This window comes from Streptomyces echinatus (assembly GCF_014203595.1).
GTDB lineage: Bacteria > Actinomycetota > Actinomycetes > Streptomycetales > Streptomycetaceae > Streptomyces > Streptomyces echinatus.
Window position 1 is genome coordinate 68,649 of sequence record NZ_JACHJK010000006.1, and the last position, 26,677, is coordinate 95,325.

Genomic DNA, 26,677 nt, shown 5'->3' on the forward strand with positions numbered 1-26,677 from the left:
CGGTATCCCACGGGATCCCGATGCCGAAATTGCGGAAGATCATTGTAGAGCAAGGAATATCTTCAATGGCAGAACGACCGCTGATGAGCCCGTACGCCACGCCGATCGCCGTCGTCGGCATCGGCTGCCGGTTCCCCGGCGGCGCCCGCGATCTCGACTCCTTCGGCGCGGCGCTCAGATCGGCGACCACTGTCTTCCGGGACGTCCCCGCGACCCGCTGGGCCCGCGGGGACGCCGGCGCGGGTACGGCCAGTCATGTCGGGGGCTTCCTGGAGGACATCGACCGGTTCGACGCCTCCTGGTTCGGGGTCTCGCCACGCGAGGCGAGCGCGATGGATCCCCAGCAGCGGCTGCTGCTGGAGGTGGCCTGGGAGGCGATGAGCGACTCCGGCCGGCCCGCCGACGCCTGGCGCGGCACCCGCACCGGCGCGTTCTTCGGGATGTTCGCCCACGACTACGCGACGCTGCACACCAAGACGCTCGGCATCGAGGGCATCGGGCCGCACTACGCCAGCGGCAACGAGTTCAGCTTCGCGGCGGGCCGGCTGGCGTACACCTTCGACCTGCACGGGCCGATGGCCTCGCTGACCACCACCTGCTCCTCCTCCTTGCTCGCCGTGCACCTGGCCGGCCAGAGCCTGCGGTCCGGGGAGAGCGACATCGCCCTGGCCGGCGGCGTCAGCCTGATGATCACGCCCGAGCTCAGCGTCTTCATGAGCCGGATCGGCGCGATCTCGCCGACCGGACGGTGCCGTCCGTTCGCGGCCGACGCCGACGGCATCCTCCGCGGTGACGGATGCGGCGTCCTCGTCCTGAAGCGGCTGCCCGACGCCCTCGCCGACCGGGACCGGATCTACGCGGTGCTGCGCGCGTCGGTGGCCAACCACGACGGCCGCAGCCTCGGCATCACGGCGCCCAACGGGGCGGCGCAGGCCTCGCTGCTGCGCTCCGCCCTCGGCACCGCGGGGATCGAACCGTCGGACCTCGACTACGTGGAGGCCCACGGCACCGGGACCCCGCTCGGCGACCAGGTCGAGCTGATGGCGCTGGACGAGGTCTACGGCAGGGGCCGGGAGGCGGGCCGCGCGCCTCTCTACGTGGGCTCCAACAAGGCGGTGTTCGGGCACACCGACGGCGCGTCCGGAGTCGCAGGCCTGCTGAAGGGCCTGTGGGTCATCAACGCGCGCGAGGTGCCCGCCCAGCCCGATCCCGGCCGGCTCACCTCGGCGGTCCCCTGGGACCGCGGCACGCTGGCGGTGCCGCTCAGCCCGGTCAGCCTCGCGGAGACGGACCGTCCGGTCCGCGTCGGGGTCAGCTCGTCCGGGCTCAGCGGCACGAACGTCCATGTGATCGCGGAAGGCGTCGAGCCCGCCGCCGAGCCCGCGGGCGACCGGCCGGCCGGCCCCTACGTGCTGCTCGCCTCCGCCCACCACCGGGAGGGCCTGGCCGGCCAGGTCGCCGGGATGGCGCGGCGGATGACCGCGCAGGCCGACGCACTCGGCGACCTCGTCGCGTCCGCCGCGACCCGGCGGACCCACGAACGGCACCGGTTCGCCGCCGTCGCGGCCGGACCGGAGGAACTGGCGGCGGCGCTGCGCGACATCGAGGAGGCGCCGGAGGGGGCCTACACCGGCGCCGTGGACCCCGAGGGCGCCCCCGAGCCGGTGTTCGTGTACTCCGGTCAGGGCGCGCAGTGGGCCGGCATGGCGATGGACCTGTACGACGCCTCGCCCGTGGTCCGGGAGACCCTCGACGAGTGCGACGCCCTGATCCGGCGGGACGCCCGCTGGTCGCTGATCGACGAGCTGCGGCGGGGCGAGCAGGACAGCCGGCTCGACCGCACCGACATCGCCCAGCCCGCCCTGCTCGCCGTGCAGACGGCACTGACCGGCCGGCTGGCCGAATGCGGCATCCGGCCCGGGGCCGTGACCGGACACAGCGTCGGGGAGATCGCCGCCGCGCACGCGGCGGGCGCGCTCACCCGTGCCGACGCCCTGCGGCTGGCCGTCCGGCGCGGACAGATCCTGCAGGAGACGGTGGGCCGGGGCGCCATGCTGGCCGTCCGCGCGGACCGGGACACGGTCCTGGCCCTGCTGGCCGGCACCGGCCTGCCGGTGGTGGTCGCCGCGGTCAACGGACCGGAGGCGGTCGTGCTCAGCGGCCCCGGGGACGCCGTGGACTCGGCCGCGGAGGCCGTCGAGGCCCGCGGCCTGCGGTGCAAGCGGCTGCCCGGCGGCTACGCGTTCCACAGCCCGGTGGTGGCCGAGTGCGGCCCGCGGCTGCGGGAGGCACTGGCCGGTCTCACCGCCGCCGCGCCCACGGTGCGGATCGTCTCCAGCGTGCTGCCGGACGAACCCGACGTATGCTTCGACGCCGGCTACTGGGAACGCAACCTCACCGACCCCGTGCTCCTGTGGCCCGCGATCGACGGGCTGCTCGCCGAGCGCGACCGGGCCCTCGTCGAGATCGGCCCGCACCCCACACTGATCCGGCAGCTCGCGGACGCCGCCCGCCACCGCGGGCGCCGGGGGCCCGTGACGGCCACCCTGCGCCGTGGCGAGTCCGGGCCGCTCGCGCTGCACAGGACGCTGGCGCAGCTCCATGTCAGCGGCGTCGACGTCGACTGGACGAAGGTCACCGGAACGCCCGCCCGCTACCGCACCCTGCCGGTGCCCTCCTGGGGCGGCGACTCCTACTGGCTGCCCGGGGTCCAGCCCGGCGAGCAGGGACGCGGCCCGGCCGGTGCAGCACCGGCGCAGGTGCGCGTGAGCCTGCTCGACGACGACGGCAGGGTCATCAGCGAGATGGTCGCGCGCCCGGAGGACGGCACCGCCCCGGGCACCCCCGGCACGGAGACCGCGGCGAGCACCCGCGCCACGGGGGCGGCGCCGGCCGCCGGGACCGAGGCCGTGGCGGCCGCGCCCGCCCCAGCGGTCAGGCCGCAGACGGGCGGAGCCGCGCTGCGGCGCGTCGAGAAGCATGTCGCGGCGGTCCTCGGCCTCTCCGGAGACCAGCCGCCGGCACGCCGGCGCGGCCTGTTCGACCAGGGCCTGGACTCGCTGACCGCCGTCGAGCTGCGGGACCGCCTGGCCGCCGAGTTCGGCCTGGAACTGCCCACGACCCTCGTCTTCGAGAAGCCGACGGTCGAGGCCCTCGCCGCGTTCCTGGCGGAAGCGGCCCCGGAGACCGGCGACCCGGAACGGACGGCCTCGCCGGCCGTCCCGTCCGGCGGTCCGGCGGACGACGACGGATCGCTGGACGACGCCGTCGCGGTGATCGGCATGGCGTGCCGGCTGCCCGGCGCGAACTCGCCGGAGGAGTTCTGGACGCTGCTGGCCGAGGGCCGCCACGCGATCCGCGACCTGCCGGCCGGCCGCCGTGCCGACCCCATCTGGGCCGAGGCCGGGCCGGACGTCCCGCTGCGCGGCGGCTTCCTCGACGGGGTGGAGGGCTTCGACGCGGAGTTCTTCCGGGTCTCCCCGCGCGAGGCGAAGTCGCTCGACCCGCAGCACCGGCTCCTCCTCGAAGTCGCCTGGGAGGCACTGGAGGACGCCGGACAGCCCGCACCCGCGCTGGACGGCCGGGCCGCCGGTGTCTACTTCGGCCTCAACACCGCCGACTACCAGCAGCTGCTCACCCGTGACATGGCCGACGTCAACCACTTCTACGGGACCGGCACGACCTTCGCCGCGGCCGTCGGACGCCTGTCGTACTTCCTCGGCCTGAGCGGCCCCAGCATCGCCGTCGACACCGCCTGCTCGTCCTCGCTCACCGCGGTCCACCTGGCCTGCCAGGGCCTGCGGCAGGGGGACTGCGAGATCGCCGTGGTCGGTGGGGCCAACGTGATCGTCGCCCCCACCGTGTCGGTCTCCATGTCCGGCGCCGGCGCACTCGCCCCCGACGGCCGGTGCAAGACCTTCGACGAGGCGGCCGACGGCTACGGCCGGGGCGAGGGCGCGGCGGCGCTCATCCTCAAGCCGCTCGGCGCGGCGCGGCGGGACGGCGACCGTGTCTACGCGGTGATCCGCGGCACCGCGGTCAACCAGGACGGCGCCAGCGGCGGCATGACGGTGCCCAGCGCGTCCGCGCAGGTCGCCGTCATCAAGCGGGCGGTCGAGGCCGCGGGCTGGGCGCCGCGCGACGTCGACTACGTCGAGGCCCACGGCACCGGAACGCCCCTCGGTGACCCCATCGAGGTCCGCGCACTCGCCGAGGCACTGGGCTCCGGCCGCGCGGCGGACGAGTCCCTGCTGATCGGCGCGGCCAAGGCCAGCATCGGACATCTCGAGGCCGCGGCCGGCGTCACCGGCCTGCTCAAGGTGGTCCTCGCGCTGCACCGCGGGGAGCTGCCGCCGCATCCGCTGAACCGGCCGTCGTCACACATCGACTGGGAGAAGCTGCCGGTCTCCGTGGTGACCGAGCGGCGCGAGTGGCCGCGCCGCGACCACCCGCGCCGAGCGGGCGTGAGCTCGTTCGGGTTCAGCGGCAGCAACGCGCACGTGGTCGTCGAACAGCCGCCGGCCACCCCGGAGCCGGCGGCCGCGCCGCCCCGCCGGGCGCCCTACGTCCTGATGGTCACCGCGGCCGCGGAGCCGGCGCTGCGCCAGACGGCCGGCCGCCTCGCCGCCCGGCTCCGCGAGACGCCGGACGACCTGGACGACATCGTCTACACCGCCGCCTACCGCCGCTCCTGGCTGAGCCACCGGCTCGCCGTCACCGGCCAGGACGCCCCCGCGGTCGTGGCGGCCCTGGAGGCGGCGGCACGCGGGAACGACACGCCCGCCGCCCGGCAGGGGCAGGTGCCCGAAGGGGCGGACCGCACCGTCGGATTCTGGTTCGGAGCCGAACCCCCGTCCGCCGCCCTGCGCGACCGGCTGGCCCGACTGCCGGAGTACGCCGCCGGCCTGCGCTCCTGCGCCGAACGTCTCACCGGGCTGACCGGCGCGGTCGTCGACCCGTTCGGCGAGCCCCCGGCCGGCCTCGCCGCGGCCCACCTGCTGTGCCACCACGTCGCCGCGGCCAGGTTGTGGGCGACCGTCGGACTGGCGCCGCAGGCCGTGATCGGCGCCGGCCCGGGACAGCTGGGCGCCGCCTGGGCGGCGGGACGGCTGGACCTGGACGACGCGCTGCGCCTCGCGGCCGGACAGATGTCCGGCGTCGCACCGCGGCCGGGCCGCATCCCCGAGCTGTCCGCGGACGGCGAGGACCTCGCCGTGACGGCCGGCGAACTGGCCCGGCGCGCACGCCGCGACCGGCCCGCCGGCCTGCCGGAAAGCCTGGCCGACGACATCACGGACGCGGGCGTGGACGCGCTCCTCGACGTCCTGCCGCAGGACCTGCCCGCCACGCTGGCCGGCCGGTTCGGAGCCGGGACGGGCACCGAGGACCCGGTGGACCGGCTCGCCGCCACCGCGGCGGAACTCTTCGTGACCGGCGCCGCCCCCGCCCCGGCCACGGCGCAGCGCCCGCCCGTCAGCCTGCCCGCCTATCCGTGGCAGCACCGCCGCTACTGGTACCGCGAGGCCGCCGAACTCCCCGGCGACCGGCCGGCGATCCCCTGGGTGATGTCCGCCGCCAGCGCCACCGGCCTGCGCGCCCGTGCCGCCGCGGTACGGGACCTCACCGCCCGCAGCCCGGAACCCGACGCCCTCGGCGTGGGCGCCTCCCTGGCCGCGCTGCCGGGCCCGGCCGCCCACCGCGCCGTCGTCCTGGCCGCCGACACCAAGGGCTTCGGCGACGCGCTGACCGCGCTCGCCGAGGGCCGTACCGCCGCGAACCTGATCCGGGGCACGGTCGCGGACGCCCCGAAGACCGCCCTGGTGTTCCCGGGACAGGGCGCCCAGTGGCAGGGCATGGCCGCGGAACTCATGGCGGCCGAGCCGGCCTTCGCCGAGCGGATGAGCGCGTGCGGCGAGGCCCTGGCCGAGTTCACCGACTGGTCGCTCGGCGCGGTGATCGCCGGTGAACCCGGCGCCGCGTCGCTGGACCGGGTCGACGTCGTCCAGCCCACGCTCTTCGCGGTGATGGTCTCGCTGGCCGAGCTCTGGCGCTCCTACGGGATCACGCCCGCGGCCGTGGTCGGCCACTCGCAGGGCGAGATCGCCGCCGCGTACGTCTGCGGCGCCCTGTCGCTGCGGGACGCGGCCCGGGTCGTGGCACTGCGCAGCGCCGAACTGGCGCAGCTGTCCGGCCGGGGCGGCATGGCCTCGGTCGCCCTCGACGCGGAGGCCGTCACCACCCTGCTGAGCCGCTTCGCGGGCCGTCTGTCGATCGCCGCGGTCAACGGTCCGAGCAGCGTCGTGGTGGCCGGCGACGTCGGCGCCCTGGAGGAGATGGCGGCTCTCTGCGAGAGCGACGGCGTCCGGTTCCGGCGCGTCGACGTGGACTACGCCTCGCACTCGCCGCACGTGGAGCGGATCCGTGAACGCCTCGGGCACGTCCTCAAGGGCATCACGCCCCGTGCGGGCAAGGTGCCGTTCTACTCGTCGGCCACCGGCGGCCTGCTGGACACCACCGAACTCGGCGCGGAGTACTGGTATTACAACCTCCGCGAGCGCGTGCGCTTCGAGGAGGCGGTCCAGACGCTGCTCGCGGACGGCCACACCCTGTTCATCGAGGCCAGCCCGCATCCGGTGCTCACTCCGGCGATCGAGGAGACGGTCGACGCCGCGGGCACCGGCGCCCGGGCCCTGGGCACGCTGCGCAGGAACGACGGCGGCACCGGGCGCTTCCTGACGTCCCTCGCCGAGGCGTACGCACAGGGCGCCGACGTGGACTGGCAGCCGGCCCTCGCCGGCGGCGACACGGAGCCGGCCGCGCTGCCGGACGTCGCCGGCCACGAACTCGACGCCTGGCGCTACCGCGTCGACTGGCGGCCCGCCGCCGATCCCGCCCCGGCGCCGCTCAGCGGGGACTGGCTGGTCCTGGCTCCCGGCACCGGACCGGGACGGGACCTCGCCCCGGCCGTGTGCGCCGCCCTCACCGCAGGGGGCGCGGACGTACGGCAGCTCACGCCGGACCCGGCCCGCGACGGCCGGGAGCACATCGCCGGCCTGCTCCGGGAGGCGTCGGCCGCGGACGCGGCGGGTGTGCTGTCGCTGCTGGCGATGGACGAACGCCCGCACCAGGACTTCCCGGACGTCCCCGCGGGAACGTCCGCCACCCTGGCCCTCGTCCAGGCACTGGGCGACGTAGCGGCCGACCTCCCGATGTGGCTGGTGACCAGCGGCGCCGTCCACGCCGACGGCGACGATCTGCGATCGCCCGAGCAGGCCCAGGTCTGGGGCATGGGACGGGTGGCGGGACTGGAGTTCCCGCAACGCTGGGGCGGCCTGATCGACCTGCCCGCCGCACCCGGCGAGGACGCGCTCCGGCGGATGTGCGCGGTACTGGGCGGCGGCCTGGGCGCCGAGGACCAGGTGGCCGTTCGGGACAGCGGTGTGCACGTGCGGCGGCTGGTGCGCGACCCGGCGGCCGAGCGGCCCGCGCCCCGGACCTGGCGGCCGGACGGCAGCGTGCTGATCACCGGCGGTACCGGCCGGCTCGGCCGGCGCCTGGCCCGGTGGCTGGCGGCCTCCGGCGCGCAGCACGTCATCCTGACCGGCACACGGGGCCGCACCGCACCGGGCGCCGCCGAACTCGAGGCGGAACTCGCGCAGTCCGGCACCTCGGTGACGACGGTGGCCTGCGACGTGGCCGACCGCGCCGCGATGGCGGAACTGCTGCGCGAGGCCCGGTCCGCCGGGCGTCCGGTGCGGACCGTCCTGCACGCGGCGGTCGTCCCCGAGCCCGGCCCGCTGTCCGGGACGACTCCGGCGCGGCTCGCCGCCACACTGCGCGCCAAGGCGACGGGCGCGCGCGTCCTGGACGAGCTGCTGAGCGAGGACTCCCTGGACGCCTTCGTCCTGTTCTCCTCCGTCGCGGGCGTCTGGGGCGCCGCCGAGAACGGCGTCTTCGCGGCCGCCGACGCCTACCTGGACGCGCTGGCCGTCCGCCGCCGTGCCGGCGGCCGGGCGGGTACCGCCGTCGCGTGGAGCTTCTGGAACGCGTTCGGGGAGGACTCCGACGATCCGGCGGTGCGGGAGATGTTCACCAGCCAGTCGGAACGGCAGGGCCTCCCGCTCCTGGACCCGGCGCAGGCGCTGCGGACCCTGCGGCACGTGCTCGACCAGGACGAGACCTCCGTGGCCGTCGCCGATGTGGAGTGGGAACGGTTCGCCCCGCTCTACACGGCGGCCCGCCCCCGGCCGTTCCTCGACGAACTGCCGGACGTCCAGGGCGTCGCCGGCGGTGCGCCGGGCCAGGGCGAGCAGGAGGCGGGGGAGAGCGCCCTCGCCCGACTGCTGGCGCGGACCCCCGAGTCCGAGCACGAGTGGGCGGTGCTGGACCTGGTCCGGACCGAGGCCGCGGCCGTACTGGGCTACGGCCGTGCCGACGACGTGGACCCGGACCGGCCCTTCAGCGAGATGGGGTCCGACTCCGTCACCGCGGTCGAGTTCCGGACCCGGCTGAACACGGCCACCGGGCTCCGCCTGCCGGCGTCCCTCGCGTTCGACTACCCCACCGCCGCGGCCGTCGCCGGCTGCCTGCTCGAACTCGCCCCCGGAGAATCGGCCGCACCGGCCGTGACGTCCGAGAACACCACCGCCATGGACGAGCCGCTGGCGATCGTGGGCATGTCGTGCCGCCTGCCCGGCGGCGTGACCTCCCCGGAGGAGTTCTGGCAGCTGCTGGCCGAGGGCCGGGACGCGGTGTCCGGGTTCCCGGCGGACCGCGGCTGGGACCTGGCCGGGCTGTTCGACCCGGACCCGGACCACCTGGGCACGTCGTACGTCCGCGAGAGCGGATTCCTGGACCGGGTCGCGGAGTTCGACGCGGAGTTCTTCGGGATCTCGCCGCGCGAGGCGGTGACCATGGACCCCCGGCAGCGGCTGCTGCTGGAGACCTCCTGGGAGCTGTTCGAGAACGCCGGAGTGGACCCGCTGAGCCTGAAGGGCAGCCGCACCGGAGTGTTCGTCGGCGCCGGTCCGACGGACTACGCCACCGGGGCGCCGCTGGCACCGGCCAGCGCCGAGGGGTACGCGGTCACCGGAAGCACACCGGCGGTGATCTCCGGACGCGTGTCGTACTTCTTCGGGCTGGAGGGCCCGGCGATCACGGTCGACACGGCGTGTTCGTCGTCCCTGGTGGCCCTGCACATGGCCTGTCAGGCGCTGCGCGCGGGCGAGTGCTCGATGGCGGTGGCCGGCGGTGTCTCGGTGATCGCGAGCCCGAAGGTGTTCGTCGAGTTCAGCCGGCAGCGCGCGCTGTCGGAGGACGGCCGGTGCAAGGCGTTCGCCGAGGCGGCGGACGGTACCGGGTTCGCCGAGGGGCTCGGCCTGCTGCTGGTCGAACCGCTCTCGGAGGCCCGGCGCCAGGGCCATGAGGTGCTCGCGGTCATCCGGGGCTCGGCGGTGAACCAGGACGGCGCGTCCAACGGGCTGACGGCACCGAACGGGCCGTCCCAGCAACGGGTGATCCGCCAGGCCGCGGCCAACGCGGGCGTGGCGCTGCGCGACGTGGACGCGGTGGAGGCGCACGGCACGGGCACGACGCTGGGCGACCCGATCGAGGCCCAGGCGCTGCTGGCGACGTACGGACAGGACCGCCCCGACGGGAAGCCGGTGCTGCTGGGCTCGGTGAAGTCGAACATCGGTCACACGCAGGCCGCGGCGGGCGCGGTCGGCGTGATGAAGATGGTGCTGGCGATGCGTCATGGGGTCATGCCCGCGACCCTGCACGTCGACGAGCCGAGCCGCAAGGTGGACTGGTCGGCCGGTGAGGTCGAGCTGGCGGTGAAGGCGGTGCCGTGGCCCGACGGCGGCCATCCGCGGCGCGCGGGCGTGTCCGCGTTCGGGGTCAGCGGCACCAACGTCCACCTCATCGTCGAAGAGCCACCGGCTCAGGAGCACGAGCGGGAAGAGGAAGAGGCGCGGGGAGACGACACCGCGTCCGGTACGCCGGCCCCGCCGGTGCCCTGGCCCGTCTCGGCGGCGTCCCCGGCGTCGCTGCGGCAGCAGGCCGGCAAGCTGCGCCGGCTGCTCACGGACGAGTCCGGCGTGCTGCCGCGCGACATCGGCTGGAGCCTCGCCTCCACCCGGGCGGCGCTGCCGCACCGCGCGGTGGTGCTCGGCGCCGGACGGGACGACTACCTCGGCCGCCTCACCCGGCTGGCCGACGGCGAGCCCGGCCCCGGGCTGGTGCACGGCACCGCGCGGCGCAAGCCGCGAGCCGTCTTCGTCTTCCCCGGACAGGGCTCCCAGTGGACCGGGATGGCCGCCGAACTGCTCGACAGCTCACCGGAGTTCGCGTCCTACATCCGCGAATGCGAGCAGGCCCTGGCGCCGTACACCGACTGGTCGCTGACCGGAGTGCTCCGCCAGGCGGACGGTGCGCCCGGCCTGGAGCGGGTCGACGTGGTGCAGCCGGCCCTCTTCGCGGTGATGGTGTCGCTGGCCCGCCTGTGGCAGCACTACGGGGTGAACCCCGCGGCCGTCGTCGGCCACTCCCAGGGCGAGATCGCGGCCGCCCACGTGGCCGGCGCGCTGTCCCTGGAGGACGCCGCCAGGATCGTGGCCGTACGGTCCGCGGCGATCACACGGCTGACCGGCTCCGCCGGCATGGCGTCGCTCCAGACCGACGAGGAGCAGGCGGCGGCACTGCTCGCCCCCGCGGAGGGACGCCTCACGATCGCGACCGTCAACAGCCCCTCGCAGGTCGTCGTGGCCGGCGACTCCGACGCGCTGGACGACCTCGGCGCCGAGTGCAGGCGGCGGGGGATCCGGATCCGGCGGATCGAGGTCAGCTACGCGTCCCACTCGCCGCAGGTCGAGCCGATGCGCGACGACCTCCTGGCGAAGCTGAAGGGGATCTCCCCGCAGCGCGCCCGGATACCGTTCTACTCCGCGGTGACCGGCGAGCCGGTCGACACCGGCGAGCTGGACGCGGAGTACTGGTACCGCAACCTGCGGGAGCCGGTGCGGTTCGCGCGCGCCACCCGGGCCCTGCTCGACAACGGCTTCACCCTGTTCGTCGAGGCGAGTCCGCACCCCGTGCTGACCGCCGCGGTCATGGACACCGCCCTGTCGGCGGACGACTCCGCCGAGCCGGTGACACTGGGCTCGCTGCGCCGCGACGAGGGCGGCATGGACCGCTTCGCCGCCTCGCTGGCGGAGGCCTGGGTGAACGGCGCGGACCTGGACTGGGCCAAGCTGATCCCCGGCGCCCGGCGGGTCCCGCTGCCCACGTACGCCTTCGACCAGCAGCGGTTCTGGATGGAGGACGAGCGTGCCGCCGTGGACCCGGCAGCCCTCGGTGTGGTGGCGCCGGACCATCCGCTGCTCGGCGCCGCGGTGGAACTGGCGGACACCGGCGGCCTGGTGCTCACCGGGCGGCTGTCGTCCGGCACCCGGCCCTGGCTCGCCGACCACGCGGTCAACGGAGTGGCTCTGCTGCCCGGCACCGGCTTCGCCGAACTGGCTCTGCGAGCCGGAGCCGAGGCAGGCTGCCCGCGGGTCGAGGAACTGACCCTGGAAGCACCCCTGCTGCTGCACGGCACCGATCCGGTGCGCCTCCAGCTGGTGGTGGGCGCGCCCGACGACTCCGGGCACCGGCCCCTGGCCGTCTACTCGCGCCCGGAGGGGGAGGACGGCGACTGGACACGGCACGCGTCGGCACTGCTGACAGCGGCCGACGGCACCGCTCCGGCCTCGCTGGCCGCCTGGCCGCCGCCCGGCGCCGAGCCGGTACCGATGGAACCGGACGCCTTCTACGCGGCGGGAGCGGAGGCCGGCTACACCTACGGGCCGGCGTTCCAGGGGCTGGCCCGCGCGTGGCGGCGCGGCGACGAGGTCTACGCCGAGGTGGCGCCGCCCGCCCAGGTGCAGGACGAGTCCGACCGGTACGGCATGCACCCCGCCCTGCTCGACGCGGCGCTGCACGCGATGGTCCTCGCCCCGTCCGCCGAACAGGGCGACAGCGGGGGCAGGACGGTGCGGCTGCCGTTCAGCCTGGCCGGCGTGTCGCTGTTCGCGCCCGGTTCGCGGACCCTGCGCGTGCGCATCGCGCCGGCCGGTTCCGGCGCGGTGACGCTGACCGCGGCGGACGAGACCGGCGACCCGGTGCTGGCGATCGAACGGCTGGTGACCCGGCCGGTCCCGGTCGAGCAGCTCTCCGTGGCCGCGAGCCCGGCCCACCGGTCCCTGTTCCAGCTGGACTGGGTCCCGCTGGCGACGCCCACGGGCCGTGTCGGCGGCGACTGGGCCGTGATCGGCGAGGACACCTTCGGCCTGGCCGGCTCGCTGCCGGCGTCGGGGATCGCGGTCCACTCCCATCCCGATGTGGCCGCCCTGCTCGGCGCGCTGGCCGACGGCGCGCCGTCCCCCGGCGTCGCCGTGCTCCCTTGTGCCACGGAGGCCGGCACCCCCCTGCCCGGTGCGGCCTTCGCCCTGGCCGGCACGGTGCTGCACGACATCCAGGCCTGGCTGGCCGACGACCGGACGGCCGACACACGGCTGGCCGTGGTCACCCGCCGGGCGCTCCCGGCCGGGGACGCCGACGACGTGCACGACCTGGCCGCGGCCCCGGTGTGGGGCCTGGTGCGCTCGGCGCAGGCCGAGAACCCGGGCCGGATCGTCCTCGTCGACCTGGACGAGGACGACGGCACCGCCGCGCTCGCGCAGGCGCTGGCCGGCGACGAGCCGCAGATCGCGATCCGGCGGGGCGCGCTGCTGATCCCCCGGCTGGCGGCGACGGGTACGCCGCAGGGCAGGCTGACGCCGCCGCTCGGCGGCCGGTGGCGGCTCGAACCCGACCCGGCCGGCGTCCTGGACGCCATGACCGTGGCGGCGTGCCCGGAGACTGGGGAGCCCCTGGCGGCGGACCAGGTACGGGTACGGGTCCGTGCGGCCGGGATCAGCTTCCACGATCTCCTGGTCGCTCTGGGGCTGCCCCCGGACGACGGTCTGTTCATCGGCGGCGAAGGGGCCGGTGTGGTCCAGGCGGTCGGTTCCGGCGTCACCGGGCTGAAGCCCGGCGACAGGGTCCTGGGGCTGATGCCGCGCGCGTTCGCCACCGAGACGGTCACCGACCACCGCTGGCTGGTCCCGGTCCCCGAGGACTGGTCGTTCGAGCGGGCGGCCTCGGTCCCCTCCGCCTTCCTGACCGCCTACTTCGCCCTCGTCGACGTGGCGGGCCTGCGCCCCGGGCAGCGGGTCCTCGTCCACGCGGCGGCCGGCGGAGTCGGCACGGCGGCGGTGCAGATCGCCCGCCATCTGGGCGCCGAGGTGTTCGCCACGGCGAGCCCGGCCAAGCACGACACGCTGCGGGGGATGGGCCTGGACGACGCCCACATCTCCTCGTCGCGGGACTCCGCGTTCGCCGAGCGGGTGCTCGCCGCCACCGACGGCGCCGGGGTCGACGTGGTCGTCAACTCGCTGACCGGCGACCTCGTCGACGCCTCGCTGCGAGTGCTGCCGAACGGCGGTCACTTCGTCGAGCTGGGCAAGACCGACCGCCGGGACCCGGAGCAGGTCGCGGCCGCCTGTCCGGGGGTGCTGTACCGGCCGGTGGACCTGGTGCCGGACATGAGCCCGGAGGCGGTCCGGACCATGCTGACCGAGGTCGTCGGACTGCTGCGGGACGGTGCCGTGCGGCCGCTTCCCGTCCGCACCTGGGACGTGCGCGACGCGCCCGAGGCGTTCCGCCACATGGCTCAGGCCAAGCACGTCGGCAAGCTCGTACTGACCGTCCCGCCCGCTCCCGACCCCGAGGGAACGGTACTGATCACCGGCGGCACCGGAACGCTCGGCGCCCTGGTGGCCCGGCACCTGGTCGGTCCCTGGGGGATGCGTCACGTGGTGCTGGCGAGCCGGCAGGGCGCCGACGCGCCGGGCGCTGGCGAACTGCGCGCGGAGCTGGCCGGGATGGGCGCCGACGTGCGGCTGGCCGCCTGCGACATAGCCGACCGCGAGGCCCTGGCGGACCTGCTGGCCGGGGTTCCCGCGGAACACCCGCTCACCGCGGTGGTGCACACGGCGGGCGTGCTGGACGACACCGTGTTCACCTCCCTCACCGGCGAGCGCCTGGCGCCCGTGCTGCGTCCCAAGGTCGACGCGGCCGTGCACCTGGACGAACTCACCACGGGACTCGACCTCGGCATGTTCGTCATGTACTCGTCCGCGGCCGGTCTGCTCGGCAACCCCGGGCAGGCCAACTACGGTGCGGCCAACGTGTTCCTCGACACGCTCGCCGCGGTCAGGCACTCGCGCGGGCAGACCGCCACGTCGATCGCCTGGGGTCTGTGGGCCCCCGACAGCGCACTGACCGGCCAGATGAACGCCGTGGACCGCGACCGGCTCTCCCGGTCCGGGGCACAGGCCATGTCCGCCGCCGAGGCCCTCGCCCTGTTCGACCAGGGGGCCCAGGCCGGGCAGCCGTTGGTGGTGGCGGCGCACATCGACCGCGAGGCGCTGCGTGCCCAGGACGCCCAGGGGACGCTCCCGCCCGTGATGCGCCTGCTGGCGCCGCGCCGTGGCCGGCCGGTCCGCGGCACGGGCGGCGCCGGCGCCGGCGCCGCCGTCAGGGAAGCCGACCAGTTCGCCGGGATGTCCGCCGCCGAGCGGCGTCAGGCGCTCGTGCAGCTGGTCAGGAAGCAGGCCGCCGCGGTGCTCGGCCATGGCTCGGCGACCGCGCTCGACGTCGACCGCGGCTTCGTGGAGATGGGATTCGACTCGCTGACCGCCGTCGAACTGCGCAACCGGCTGGCCACGGCCACCGGTCTGCGGCTGCCCGCGACCGTCATCTTCGACTGCCCGACACCGGTGGAACTCGCCCGGCAGCTCAACGAGCGGCTCGCCCCGGCGAGTGACGCCCCGGGCGAGGCGGACGGCGACGACGACAGGCGGCGCGTCGAGGACGAGACCAGCACGGTCGACGACATGGACGTGGACGAACTGATCCGCGCCGTGCACGGTGCCGACGGCCACGAGCGCAACTCCGGAGAATGAGGTCCCGATGACTGCATCAATCGAAGAGATCACCAGGGCGCTGCGGGAATCGGTCAAGGAGACCCGGCGGCTGCGGGCGCGCAACGACGAACTGGAGGCGACGCTCGGCGAGCCGGTGGCGATCGTGGCCATGGCCTGCCGCCTGCCCGGCGGTGTGACCTCCCCGGAGGAGCTGTGGCAGCTGCTGGCCGAGGGCCGGGACGCGGTGTCCGGGTTCCCGGCGGACCGCGGCTGGGACCTGGCCGGGCTCTACGACCCGGACCCGGACCACCTGGGCACGTCGTACGTCCGCGAGGGCGGGTTCCTGGACGAGGTGGCGGGATTCGACGCCGAGTTCTTCGGGATCTCGCCGCGCGAGGCGCTGGCCATGGACCCCCGGCAGCGGCTGCTGCTGGAGACCTGCTGGGAGCTGTTCGAGAACGCCGGAGTGGATCCGGGGACCCTGAAGGGCAGCCGCACCGGGGTGTTCGTCGGCGCCGGACCCACCGACTACCCCAAGGGCGTGGAGGGTTACGCGGTCGCCGGGACCACCCCGAGCATCCTGTCGGGCCGGGTGTCGTACGTGTTCGGGCTGGAGGGCCCGGCGGTGACCGTCGACACGGCGTGCTCGTCGTCCCTGGTGTCGCTGCACATGGCGTGCCAGGCGGTGCGGTCGGGCGAGTGCTCGATGGCGGTGGCCGGCGGGGTGACCGTGATGTCGAGCCCGCGGGTCATCGTCGAGTTCAGCCGGCAGCGCGCGCTGTCGGTGGACGGCCGGTGCAAGGCGTTCGCCGAGGCCGCGGACGGATTCGGGTTCGCCGAGGGGCTCGCCCTGCTGCTGGTCGAACCGCTGTCGAAGGCCCGGCGCCGGGGACACGAGGTGCTCGCGGTCATCCGGGGCTCGGCGGTGAACCAGGACGGCGCATCGAGCGGACTGACGGCACCGAACGGCCCGTCGCAGGAACGGGTGATCCGCCGGGCGGCGAAGAACGCGGGCCTGTCGCTGCGCGACGTGGACGTGGTGGAGGCGCACGGCACGGGCACGACGCTGGGCGACCCGATCGAGGCCCAGGCGCTGCTGGCGACCTACGGACAGGACCGCCCCGAGGGAAGGCCGGTGCTGCTGGGCTCGGTGAAGTCCAACATCGGCCACACGCAGGCCGCGGCGGGCGCGGCCGGTGTGATGAAGATGGTGCTGGCGATGCGGCACGGCGTGGTGCCCGCCACGCTCCACGTCGACGAGCCGAGCCGTCATGTGGACTGGACCGCGGGCGAGGCCGAGCTGGCGGTGAAGGCGGTGCCGTGGCCCGACGGCGGGCATCCGCGGCGCGCGGGCGTGTCCTCCTTCGGGGTCAGCGGCACCAACGCCCACCTGATCCTCGAACAGCCGCCCGCCGACGAGGGCACGGCCCCGGCCGCACGGCCGTCCGGCCCCGAGGACGCCCGGCCGGTCGCGGAGGGCCTGCCGGTGGTGCCGTGGGTGCTGTCGGGACGGGGCGAACGGGGCCTGCGCGGGCAGGCCGCCCGGCTGGCGGAGTTCGCCGAGGCCCACCCGGACCTGGACCCGCGCGACACCGCCGGCGCGCTGGCCCGGCGCGCCGCGCTGTCCCACCGGGCCGTGGTCCTGGGCACCACACGGACCGAACTGCTCGCCGGGCTGCACGCCCTGACCGAGGGACGGCCCGTGCCGGGGCTGATCCAGGGAGCGGCGCGCGGCCGCTCCGGCGAGGCCGTGCTGGTCTTCCCCGGCCAGGGGTCGCAGTGGCCCGGGATGGCGCTCGGGCTGCTGGAGTCGGCTCCGGTGTTCCGCGACCGGCTCACCGCGTGCGACCGGGCGCTGGCCCCGTTCACCGGCTGGTCGGTGCTCGACGTGCTGCGCGGCGCGCCCGGCGCCCCGGACCTGGAACGGGTGGACGTCGTCCAGCCGGTGCTGTTCGCGGTCATGGTCTCGCTGGCCGCCCTGTGGGAGCGGGCGGGAATCGTGCCCGCGGCGGTCGTCGGACACTCCCAGGGCGAGATCGCGGCCGCCTGCGTGGCCGGCGCGCTGTCCCTGGAGGACGCGGCCCGGGTCGTGGCGCTGCGCAGCCGCGCCCTGGTGTCGCTGTCCGGACAGGGGGCGATGGCGTCGCTGGGCCTGAGCCGCGACGAGGCCGAGGCGCGGCTGTCGCGGTGGGCCGGCCGGCTGGCGGTCGGTGTCGTCAACGGGCCCGGCTCGGTGGTGGTGTCGGGCGACAGCGCCGCGATAGCCGAGCTGGTGGCCGAGTACCAGGACTCCGAGGTCCGGGTACGGCGGCTTCCGGTGGACTACGCCTCGCACTCGCCGCATGTCGAGCGGATCAGGGACGAACTGCTCACCCGGCTGGACGGCATCACCCCGGGCCCCTCGCGGATCCCCTTCTACTCGGCGGTCACCGGCGGGCAGCTGGACACCACCGGCCTCGACGCGGACTACTGGTACCGCAACCTCCGGCAGCCGGTGCGCTTCGACGAGGTCACCCGGACCCTGATCGAGCGTGGATACGAACTGTTCGTGGAGGCGAGCCCGCACCCGGTGCTGACCATGGGGCTGGAGGAGACGATCGCCGCCGCGGACGCCGCCGCGCTCGTCCTCGGCACCCTGCACCGCGACCGCGGCGGCCTGGACGACTTCCTCGGCTCGGTCGCGCAAGGCTACGTCGGCGGCGTGCCGGTCGCCTGGGAGAACGTGCTCGGCCACCGCGGGAACGGCACCGCCGGCCTTCCGCCGTACGCGTTCCAGCGGCAGCGCTACTGGCAGGACCCGTCGGCGCCGTCCGGGGACGCCCTCGGCAGGGCGGGGCTGCGGGCCGGCGAGCATCCCCTGCTCGGCGCCGCGATCGACGTCGCCGGCAGCGGCGCGGTGGTGCTGTCCGGCCGCCTGTCGCCGCAGAGCCACGGCTGGCTGGCCGATCACGCGGTCGACGACCAGGTGCTGCTGCCCGGCACGGCGTTCGTGGAGCTGGCGCTGCGCGCCGCGACCGAGACCGGCTGCTCCGGCATCGAGGAACTGACGCTGGAAGCCCCCATGGCGGTCCCGTCGGCGGGTGCGGTCCAGGTCCAGGTGGTCGCCGCGGCCCCGGACGACTCGGGCAAGCGCCAGGTGACCGTGTTCTCCCGGCCGGAGGACACCTCCGTCGACGGCGAATGGACCTCGAACGCCGTCGGCGAGCTGACCGGCTCGCCGGCCGTGGAGGACTTCGGCGACCTCGTGGTCTGGCCGCCGGCCGGCGCGGAGCCGCTGCCCATGGACCGGCTCTACGAGGGGTACGCGGAGCGCGGATACGCGTACGGGACGGCCTTCCGCGGGATCCGCCGGGCGTGGCGGCTCGGGGACGAGGTGTTCGCCGAGGTCGGCCTGGCCTCCGCGCAGCGCAGCGAGGCCGCGCGGTTCGGCGTGCACCCCGCCCTGCTGGACGCGGCGGCGCAGGCGGCCGGCGTCCTCATGTCGCAGGAGGGCTCGCCGGCGGGTGCGGGGCTCTGGCTGCCGTTCGTGTTCAGCGAGGTGGCTCTGGTCGCGCCCGGCGCGGCCGACCTGCGGGTCAAGGTGCGGCGCATCGGCCCGGACCGGGTCGCGCTGACCGCCGCGGACCTCGACGGGCGCCCCGTCGTCTCGGTGGGAGCCCTCGTCGTACGGCCGGTGACGGCGAGCCGGCTGCGCGCGACGAACGCGGGCGCGGTGCGGGACGCGCTGTTCCGGCTCGACTGGGTGCCCGCCCCCCGGCCCGAGGCCGGGCCGGGGGCGGACCGGTCGCGCTGGGCGGTCCTGGGCGCCGACGGGGCGGCGGTCGCCGAGCGTCTCGACCGCTCCGGCGCGGTCGTCGACACCTACGGCGACCTGGACGGGCTCCGCGCGGCGGTCGCCGGCAAAACCCCCGCGCCCGACCTCGTGGTGTGGTGCGGCCCCGGGCTCGCCGAGCCCCGTCCCGGCGACGACACCGACCTGGCCACCCGCGTCCGTACGGTCACCGCCAGGACGCTGGAGGTACTGCAGGCGTGGCTGGCGGACGACGACCTCGGCGCCGGCCGGCTGGTGGTCAGGACACAGGGCGCGGTCGCGGCACACGGCGGGGACGGGATCGCGAACCTCGCCTCGGCCGCCGTGTGGGGGCTGGTGCGCAGCGCGCAGACGGAACACCCGGGCCGCTTCGTCCTGGTCGACGACGGCACCGGCCCGGACGACGCCGGGCCGGGGGACGTCTGGGCGGCGGCAGCAGCCTGCGGGGAACCCCAGCTCGCCGTCCGCTCCGGCGGACTGCTGGTGCCGCGACTGGCCCGGGCCGAGGACGGCGAGAGCCTGACGCCGCCCGCCGGCGCGGCCGCCTGGCGGCTGGAGTGCGGTGACACCCGGACCCTGGAGGAACTGACGCTGGCGGAGTGCCCGGCGCCGGACGGGCCGCTCGGGCCGCGCGAGGTACGGGTGGCCGTGCGCGCGGCCGGGCTCAACTTCCATGACGTGGTCGTCGCGCTGGGGCTGATCCCGGACGAGGCGGACCTCGGCGGCGAGGGCGCCGGAACGGTGACCGCCGTCGGCAGCGAGGTGACCGGGCTGGCGCCGGGGGACCGCGTCCTGGGTCTGCTGACCCACGCGTTCGGCCCGGTCGCGGTGACCGATCACCGGCTGCTCGCCAGGATCCCCGAGGGATGGTCGTACGAGCAGGCCGCCTCCGTGCCGGTGGCCTTCCTCACCGCGCACTACGCGCTGTCGGACCTCGCCGGGCTGCGGGCCGGGGAGTCCGTGCTCGTGCACGCGGGCGCCGGAGGCGTCGGATCGGCGGCGATCCAGCTGGCCAGGCATCGCGGCGCCCGGGTGTTCGCGACCGCGAGCCAGGGCAAGTGGCCGGTCCTGAAGGCCGCCGGGCTGGACGACGCGCACATCGCGTCGAGCCGCACGCTCGACTTCGAGCGGGAGTTCGCCGAGGCGACCGGCGGACAGGGCGTCGACGTCGTACTGAACTCGCTGGCCGGGGAGTTCGTCGACGCCTCGCTGCGGCTGCTGGGGGCCGGCGGACGCTTCGTGGAGATGGGGAAGACCGACGTCCGCGACGCCGACGAGGTCATGGGCAGTCACCCGGGGACCGGCTACCGGGCGTTCGAGCTGAACGACGCGGGACGGGACCGCATCGGGGAGATGCTGTCCGAGATCATGAGCCTGTTCCGCGCCGGTGCGCTGGAGCTGCCGCGGGTGACCACCTGGGACGTCCGCCAGGCGATCCCGGCCTTCCGGTTCATGAGCCAGGCCCGGCACGTCGGCAAGATCGTGCTGACCGTGCCGCCGGCGCCGGACCCCGAGGGGACGGTGCTCGTCACCGGTGGCACCGGGACCCTGGCCGGTCTCGTCGTACGCCATCTCGCCGAGCAGGGAGCCAGGCACTTCCTGCTGCTGAGCCGAAGCGGGCCCGCGGCGCCCGGCGCGGACGCCGTCCGTGCCGAGCTGACCGGGCTGGGCGCGAGCGTGGAGATGGTCGCCTGCGACGTCGCCGACCGTGCCGATCTCGCCCGGGCGCTGGCCGCGGTTCCGGCCGAGCACCCGCTGACGGCGGTGGTGCACGCCGCCGGAGTCCTCGACGACGGGGTCCTGCCCTCGCTCACCCCGGAGAAGATCGACGCGGTGATGCGGCCCAAGGTCGACGCGGCCCTGCATCTGCACGAGCTGACCGCCGACGCCGACCTGGCCGAGTTCGTCCTGTTCTCCTCCGGTGCCGGGCTGACCGGCGCACCCGCGCAGGGCAACTACGCGGCCGCGAACGTGTTCCTCGACGCGCTCTCCTGCCACCGGCGGTCCCTGGGCCTCCCTTCGACGTCGATCGCGTGGGGCCTGTGGGCGCAGACCAGCGGACTGACCGCGACCATCACCGACTCCAGCCGGGCGCGCATCACCGGCTACTTCGCACCCCTGCCCACCCGGCAGGCGCTGGCCCTGCTCGACGCCGCGCGCGGCTCCACCGAGGCGGTCCTGCTCGCGACCGGCATCCGCACCGGCCGGCTGCGGGCGCTCGCCCGGGACGGGTCGCTTCCGCCGCTGTGGCGCGGTCTGGTCAACGCGCCGGTCCAGCCGCGGACGGCGACCGCCGATCCCGCCACCGGTGTGGCGCGGCAACTGGCCTCGCTGGGCGAGGCCGAACAGCAGCGGTTCCTGCTCCAGCTCGTCCGGTCGCACGCGGTCAGCGCGCTGGGCGGCGGCGACGCGGAGAGCATGGAGCCCGACAGTCCGTTCCGCGACCTGGGGTTCGACTCCCTGACCGCCGTCGACCTCCGCAACCGGCTGGCCGGGGCGACCGGCTGCCGCTTCCCGGCGACGCTGGTCTTCGACCACCCGACTCCGGCGGAACTCGCCGGCTACCTGCGGTCGAGGCTCGCCACCGAGGCGGCGCCGCGGTCCGAGCCGGTGCTCGACGAGATCGAGCGCCTGGAGCGGTCCCTCCTGCGGGGCGAGCCCGAGCAGGAGCTGCGGGACAGGATCACCCGGCGCCTGCGTACCCTGCTGAGCCGGTGGGACGACGCCCACCCGGACGGCGCGGCGCCGTCCGCCGGGGTGCCGCAGGCCGCTCTCGACACCGCCTCCGACGAGGAGCTGTTCGCACTCATCGACGGAGACGTCCCCGACGCCGTCTGACCGGCGCCCGGCCCGGCCCGATCCGAACAGCACACCTGGGTCCGCCCCGTCCGCCGTTGCGGCGACGGGGCGGACCTCGTCCGTCGTGGCGTCAGCGGTGCGCCTCGCCGCCGCAGAGGCGCAGGGTGCTCTCCCAGCACAGCGCCTCCGCCTCCCGCGTGGTCACGCGCCCGGCCGCGACCTGTGCCGCCGCGATCTGCTGGAGTCCGATGACGGCGTCGGCGAGCCAGGCGGCGGGGAGGGACGCGCCGAAGTCGCCGGCGTCCTGGCCCCGTCGGATGAGCCGTTCGAGCCGCGGGGGCACGACGTCGGAGAGGGCGTTGCGGCCCGGCCGCGGGGCCCCGGGGGCACTGGGGTTGAGCAGCAGGGGATGGCGGCGCAGGAACTGCCAGCCGGCGTCCAGGAACCGGGCCAGCGCGTCGGCGGGCGGGGCGGTGTCAAGGCCGGCGGTGTCGAGCGCGGCGAGGTACTCGGAAGCCGCGGCCTCGACGAGGGCGACGACCAGGGCGTCGCGCGAGGGGAAGTGCGCGTAGACGGTCTGGCGCGTGACGCCGGCCGCGGCGGCGACGTCCTCCATGCTCGCGTCGGGGCGTTCACCGAGCACGACCCGGGCCGCGTTGAGGATCGCGTCGATGCTGCGCCGGGCATCGGACCGGCGGCGACGGGGCGGCGGGGCGGCTTCGGACGAGTCGATCATGCCGAGAATCCTAGGCCGCGTCCGTAACCTTGACAAGCTGTAAGGGATAGCCAATTCTTACAGCATGTCAAAAATGAATTCGGGCGAAGACCCTCCGGCGATCGAGGCGCGCGGCCTGGTCAAGGCCTACGGGGAGAAACGGGCGCTGGACGGCATCGATCTGACGATCCGTCGAGGTCAGGTGTTCGGGTTCCTCGGTCCCAACGGAGCGGGCAAGACCACCACCATCCGCATCCTGGCCACGCTGACCCGGCCCTCCGGCGGCACGGTCCGGGTGCTCGGGCACGACGTGCTGACCGAGGCGGACGCGATCCGCGCCCGGGTCGCCGTGACCGGGCAGTTCGCCTCCCTCGACGAGGACCTGACGGGATACGAGAACCTGCTGATCCTCGGCCGGCTCCAGGGCCTGTCCCGGGCGGAGTGCAGGCAGCGCGCCGACGCCCTGCTCGCCGCGTTCGACCTGACCGGCGCGGCCGGCCGCCCGGTGGGCGGCTACTCGGGCGGTATGCGCCGCCGGCTCGACATCGGCGCCAGCCTGATCGTCACTCCCGACCTGCTGTTCCTCGACGAGCCGACCACCGGTCTGGACCCGCGCAGCCGCAACCAGGTGTGGGAGCTGGTCCGCCGGGTCGCCGCGGCCGGTACCACGGTGCTGCTCACCACCCAGTATCTGGAGGAGGCCGACCAGCTCGCCGAGCAGATCGCGGTCATCGACAACGGCCGGATCGTGGCCGAAGGCACCAGCGCCCAGCTCAAGTCGCGGGTCGGATCGGGCACCCTGCACATCCGGCTCCTCGACGGCGAGCAGCGTCCGCAGGCGCTGCAGATACTGGCCGGCGCCCTGGAGGGGACGGTTCAGCTCGCCGCCGACCCGCTCTCCCTGTCCCTGATGCTCGCCACCCGGCCCGACGCGACGGACACCGGCCGCCTGGTCGGGCGCGCCATGACCCAGCTCGCCGAGGCAGGGGTGGGCATCGCCGATCTCTCCATGGGCCAGCCGAGCCTGGACGAGGCCTTCCTCGCCCTGACCGGCCATCGCTCCGGCCCGGCCACCGACGAACACGAGGAACTGAAGGCATGAGTAGCCCCGCTGTCTCCACCCGCCCCGCCGCGGCCGAGGACCCGATCGACGCACTGCTCGCCGCGGGACGCTTACGCCGGCGTGCCGGAGCACTCACCGCCTCGGCCGCCTTCGGCAGGCGCGCCATGCTCAAGCTCAAGCACGACCCCAAGCAGCTCGTCGACTCGTCGGCCATCCCGATCCTGTTCACGGTGCTGTTCACCTACCTGTTCGGCGGCGCCATCAGCGGATCGACCGCCGAGTACCTCAAGGTCCTGCTGCCCGGCGTGCTCAGCATGAGCATCGCCATCGTCACCATGTACGGCGGCGGCCGTCTCGCCCAGGACGTGCGCAGCGGAGCCTTCGACCGCTTCCGCGGCATGCCGGTCTGGCGCGGCGCCTTTGTGCTCGGCGGCCTGCTCAGCGATGTCGCCCGCTATCTGTTCGCCTCCGCCATCGTGGTGGTCCTCGGCCTGGTCATGGGCTACCGGCCGGACGGCGGCGTGCTGGGTGTGCTCGCCGCGGTCGCCCTGGTCATCGCCTTCGGTCTCGCGCTGTCCCTGGTGTGGGCCGCGGTCGCCCTGGCCGTCCGGGACCCGGCCGTCGTCATCAGCATCGCCAACGCCGTACTGATGCCGCTGTCGTTCGCCAGCAACATCTTCGTCCAGCCCAGCACCATGCCCGGCTGGCTCCAGGCCTTCGTCGACGTCAACCCGCTCAGCCATGTGGCGAGCGCGGCCCGGGACCTGATGAACGACACCGGGGGCGCCGGTGGCGCGGTCGCCTGGTCGCTCATCGCGACCGCCGTCATCGCCCTCGTGTGCGGCCCGATCACGCTCCGCCTCTACAGCAAGCAGGGCTGACCGGCCCGTCGGCTCCGGTGCCGGGCCGGCCGGAACGGAGTCCCGCCGAAGAACGCCGGGTGCCCGGCGGACGGCGGCGGGACGGCCGACGCCCAAGGTGCCGAATGACGCGCCGGCTTCCCCGCCCCGGCCGTTCACCCGCCTGTCCGCCTCCGCCGTCGCGCCGGACCCCGGCCCGGTCACGGGCCACCGTCCCGACGGCGGCGCGCGGCGGCGGCGGAACGCCGGCCTTCCCCGCCTCGTCCGCACCCGCCCCGTCCGAACCTTCCAGCGGAGATCCCATGCGTGTATCAGCGATACCGTCCGGCCGGAGAACCAAGTGGGCCGTCCTCGTGTTCTGGATCGGCCTGCTGGCGGTCGCCGGCATCTTCAGCGGCAAGTTCGACGACGTCGTGAAGAACGAGGTCGGCACGTTCCTGCCGAAGAACGCCGAGTCGACCCAGGCCCTCGAACTGGCGAAGAGGTTCACGCCGGACGTCAGCTCGGCGGTCGTCCTCTACGAGCGCGACGGCGGCGCCGTCACCGCGGCCGACCAGGCCGTCGCCAGGGAGGACGCCCGGCGCTTCGCGGGTCTGGCGCACGTCACCGCGCCGGTCGTCGGCCCGGTGGTCGCGAAGGACGGCCGGGCGATCGAGATCGTCGTCCCCATCGAGTCCGGGGGCACCGGGGAGACGGGCGCCGGCGAGATCGAGGCCGCCGTCAAGCAGATGCGGTCCGTCCTGCACTCCCACCCCGGCCTCACCACCCATGTCACCGGACCCGCGGGCTACGCCGCGGACCAGGCCGACGCGTTCTCGGGCGCCGACAAGTCGCTGCTCCTGCTCACGATCGCGATCGTCGTCGTCATCCTGCTGTTCACCTATCGCAGCCCGGTGCTGTGGATCGCCCCGCTGATCTGCGTGGGCGTGGCGCTGGTCGTCGCCCAGGCGACGATCTACCTCTTCGCCCGGTACGGGGACCTGACGGTCAAGGGGGACACCGGCTTCATCCTCACCGTGCTGGTCTTCGGCGCCGGCACCGACTACGCCCTGCTGCTCATCGCCCGCTACCGCGAAGAACTGCGCCGGTACGAGGACCGTCACGAGGCGATGGCCGTCGCCCTGCGACGCGCCGGGCCGGCCATCCTCGGCAGCGGCGTGACGCTGGGACTGAGCCTGCTGTGCTTCCTCGTGGCCGAGCTCAACTCCACCAAGAGCGTGGGGCCCGCGCTGGCCATCGGCGTCGCGAGCGCCCTGGCCGCGATGACCACCCTGTTCCCGGCTCTCCTCGTCGTCCTCGGACGCTGGGTGTTCTGGCCGGTCCGGCCGGCCTTCGGCTCCCCGGAGCCGCCGCGGCGCGGCCCGTGGGCGTGGATCGGACGCGTGGTGTCCCGCCGGCCCCGCGTCACCTGGATCGGCACCTCGGTCGTGCTCGGTGTGCTGGCGCTCGGCCTGATCGGGTTCACGGCGGACAACATGCGGCTGAAGGACTCCTTCACCAGCAAGCCCGAAGCCGTCACCGGAGAGCAGGCGATGGCCCTGCACTTCCCGGCGGGCGGCGGAGATCCCGTCCAGATCATCGGCGCCGCCGGCGCGGCCGGACCACTGCGGTCCGCCGCGGCCGCCACCCCCGGGATCGCCGACGTCACCGCGCCGGTGGTGAAGGACGGCCACGTCCACCTGGAGGGCACGCTGACGGCCGCCTCCAACAGCGAAGCGGCGTTCGCGACCGTCGACCGGCTGCGTGACGCGGTGCACGCCGTCCCCGGCGGGCAGGCCAAGGTCGGCGGCGGCAACGCGGTCAACCTCGACTACAAGAGGGCCGCCGAACACGACCGGACCCTGCTGGTCCCGCTCGTCCTGGTCGTCGTGGGCCTCATCATCGGCGTGCTGCTGCGTGCCCTCGTCGCGCCGCTGGTCCTGCTCGGCACCGTCGTGCTGTCGTTCGGGGCCGCGCTCGGGGTGAGCGCCCTGACCTTCAGACACGTCTTCGGGTTCGCCGGCACCGACCCGGCGATCCCCCTGTGGATCTTCGTCTTCCTCATCGCGCTGGGAGTCGACTACAACATCTTCCTGATGACACGGGTGCACGAGGAATCCAAGGCGCACGGCACCCGGCAGGGAGCGCTGCGCGGCCTGAAGGCCACCGGCGGCGTCATCACGTCCGCGGGCGTCGTGCTCGCCGGAACGTTCACCGCGCTCGCGACGCTGCCGCTGGTCTTCGCGGCGGAGATCGGCTTCGCGGTCGCGTTCGGCGTGCTCCTCGACACCTTCGTGGTGCGCTCCGTCCTGGTCACCGCCCTGACGTACGACATCGGCCGCCGGATGTGGTGGCCGAGCGCCCTGAGCCGCGAGGAGAGGGGAAGCGAGCTCGAGGAGAACCCGCCGCACACACTCGCCCCGCGCTGACGCCCGGCCGCGCCGC

6 protein-coding genes are annotated in these 26,677 nt (G+C 75.1%); 5 read left to right on the plus strand and 1 reads right to left on the minus strand.

Annotation, left to right across the window (positions count from 1 at the left end):
• Nucleotides 1-65: 65 nt before the first annotated feature.
• Nucleotides 66-15,044 carry a type I polyketide synthase gene (locus FHS34_RS18070; protein WP_184966511.1) on the plus strand — a complete coding sequence of 4,993 codons (14,979 nt, stop codon included), beginning with the start codon at nucleotides 66-68 and terminating at the stop codon, nucleotides 15,042-15,044.
• Entirely contained in the window at nucleotides 15,010-21,654 is a 6,645-nt protein-coding gene (locus FHS34_RS18075) for an SDR family NAD(P)-dependent oxidoreductase (protein WP_425579039.1), read from the plus strand. Before FHS34_RS18070 ends, FHS34_RS18075 begins: the two co-directional genes overlap by 35 nt.
• A 91-nt stretch (nucleotides 21,655-21,745) precedes the next feature.
• On the opposite strand, the gene FHS34_RS18080 is transcribed toward FHS34_RS18075, so the two are convergent.
• Complete coding sequence (locus FHS34_RS18080) at nucleotides 21,746-22,351, minus strand: TetR/AcrR family transcriptional regulator (protein WP_184966515.1); 606 nt, start codon at nucleotides 22,349-22,351, stop codon at nucleotides 21,746-21,748.
• 73 nt (nucleotides 22,352-22,424) lie between these two features.
• Here FHS34_RS18080 and FHS34_RS18085 point away from each other — a divergent pair, with 73 nt between their 5' ends.
• The 3 genes from FHS34_RS18085 to FHS34_RS18095 all read left to right on the plus strand — a co-directional run bounded on the left by FHS34_RS18085 (nucleotide 22,425) and on the right by FHS34_RS18095 (nucleotide 26,661).
• Nucleotides 22,425-23,432 carry an ATP-binding cassette domain-containing protein gene (locus FHS34_RS18085; protein ID WP_225817520.1) on the plus strand — a complete coding sequence of 336 codons (1,008 nt, stop codon included), beginning with the start codon at nucleotides 22,425-22,427 and terminating at the stop codon, nucleotides 23,430-23,432.
• A complete protein-coding gene (locus FHS34_RS18090; protein ID WP_184966520.1) occupies nucleotides 23,429-24,274 on the plus strand; it encodes an ABC transporter permease in 846 nt (281 codons plus the stop codon). Before FHS34_RS18085 ends, FHS34_RS18090 begins: the two co-directional genes overlap by 4 nt.
• A 281-nt stretch (nucleotides 24,275-24,555) precedes the next feature.
• Nucleotides 24,556-26,661: an MMPL family transporter gene (locus FHS34_RS18095; RefSeq protein ID WP_184966521.1), complete on the plus strand. Its 2,106-nt coding sequence runs from the start codon at nucleotides 24,556-24,558 to the stop codon at nucleotides 26,659-26,661.
• The last annotated feature ends 16 nt before the right edge of the window (nucleotides 26,662-26,677 follow it).

Excerpts from the sequence above, each read along its gene's own strand:
- FHS34_RS18070 (WP_184966511.1), top strand. The coding sequence starts at position 66 with ATGGCAGAACGACCGCTGATGAGCCCGTACGCCACGCCGATCGCCGTC.
- FHS34_RS18080 (WP_184966515.1), bottom strand. The coding sequence starts at position 22,351 with ATGATCGACTCGTCCGAAGCCGCCCCGCCGCCCCGTCGCCGCCGGTCC.
- FHS34_RS18085 (WP_225817520.1), top strand. The coding sequence starts at position 22,425 with ATGAATTCGGGCGAAGACCCTCCGGCGATCGAGGCGCGCGGCCTGGTC.
- FHS34_RS18090 (WP_184966520.1), top strand. The coding sequence starts at position 23,429 with ATGAGTAGCCCCGCTGTCTCCACCCGCCCCGCCGCGGCCGAGGACCCG.
- FHS34_RS18095 (WP_184966521.1), top strand. The coding sequence starts at position 24,556 with ATGCGTGTATCAGCGATACCGTCCGGCCGGAGAACCAAGTGGGCCGTC.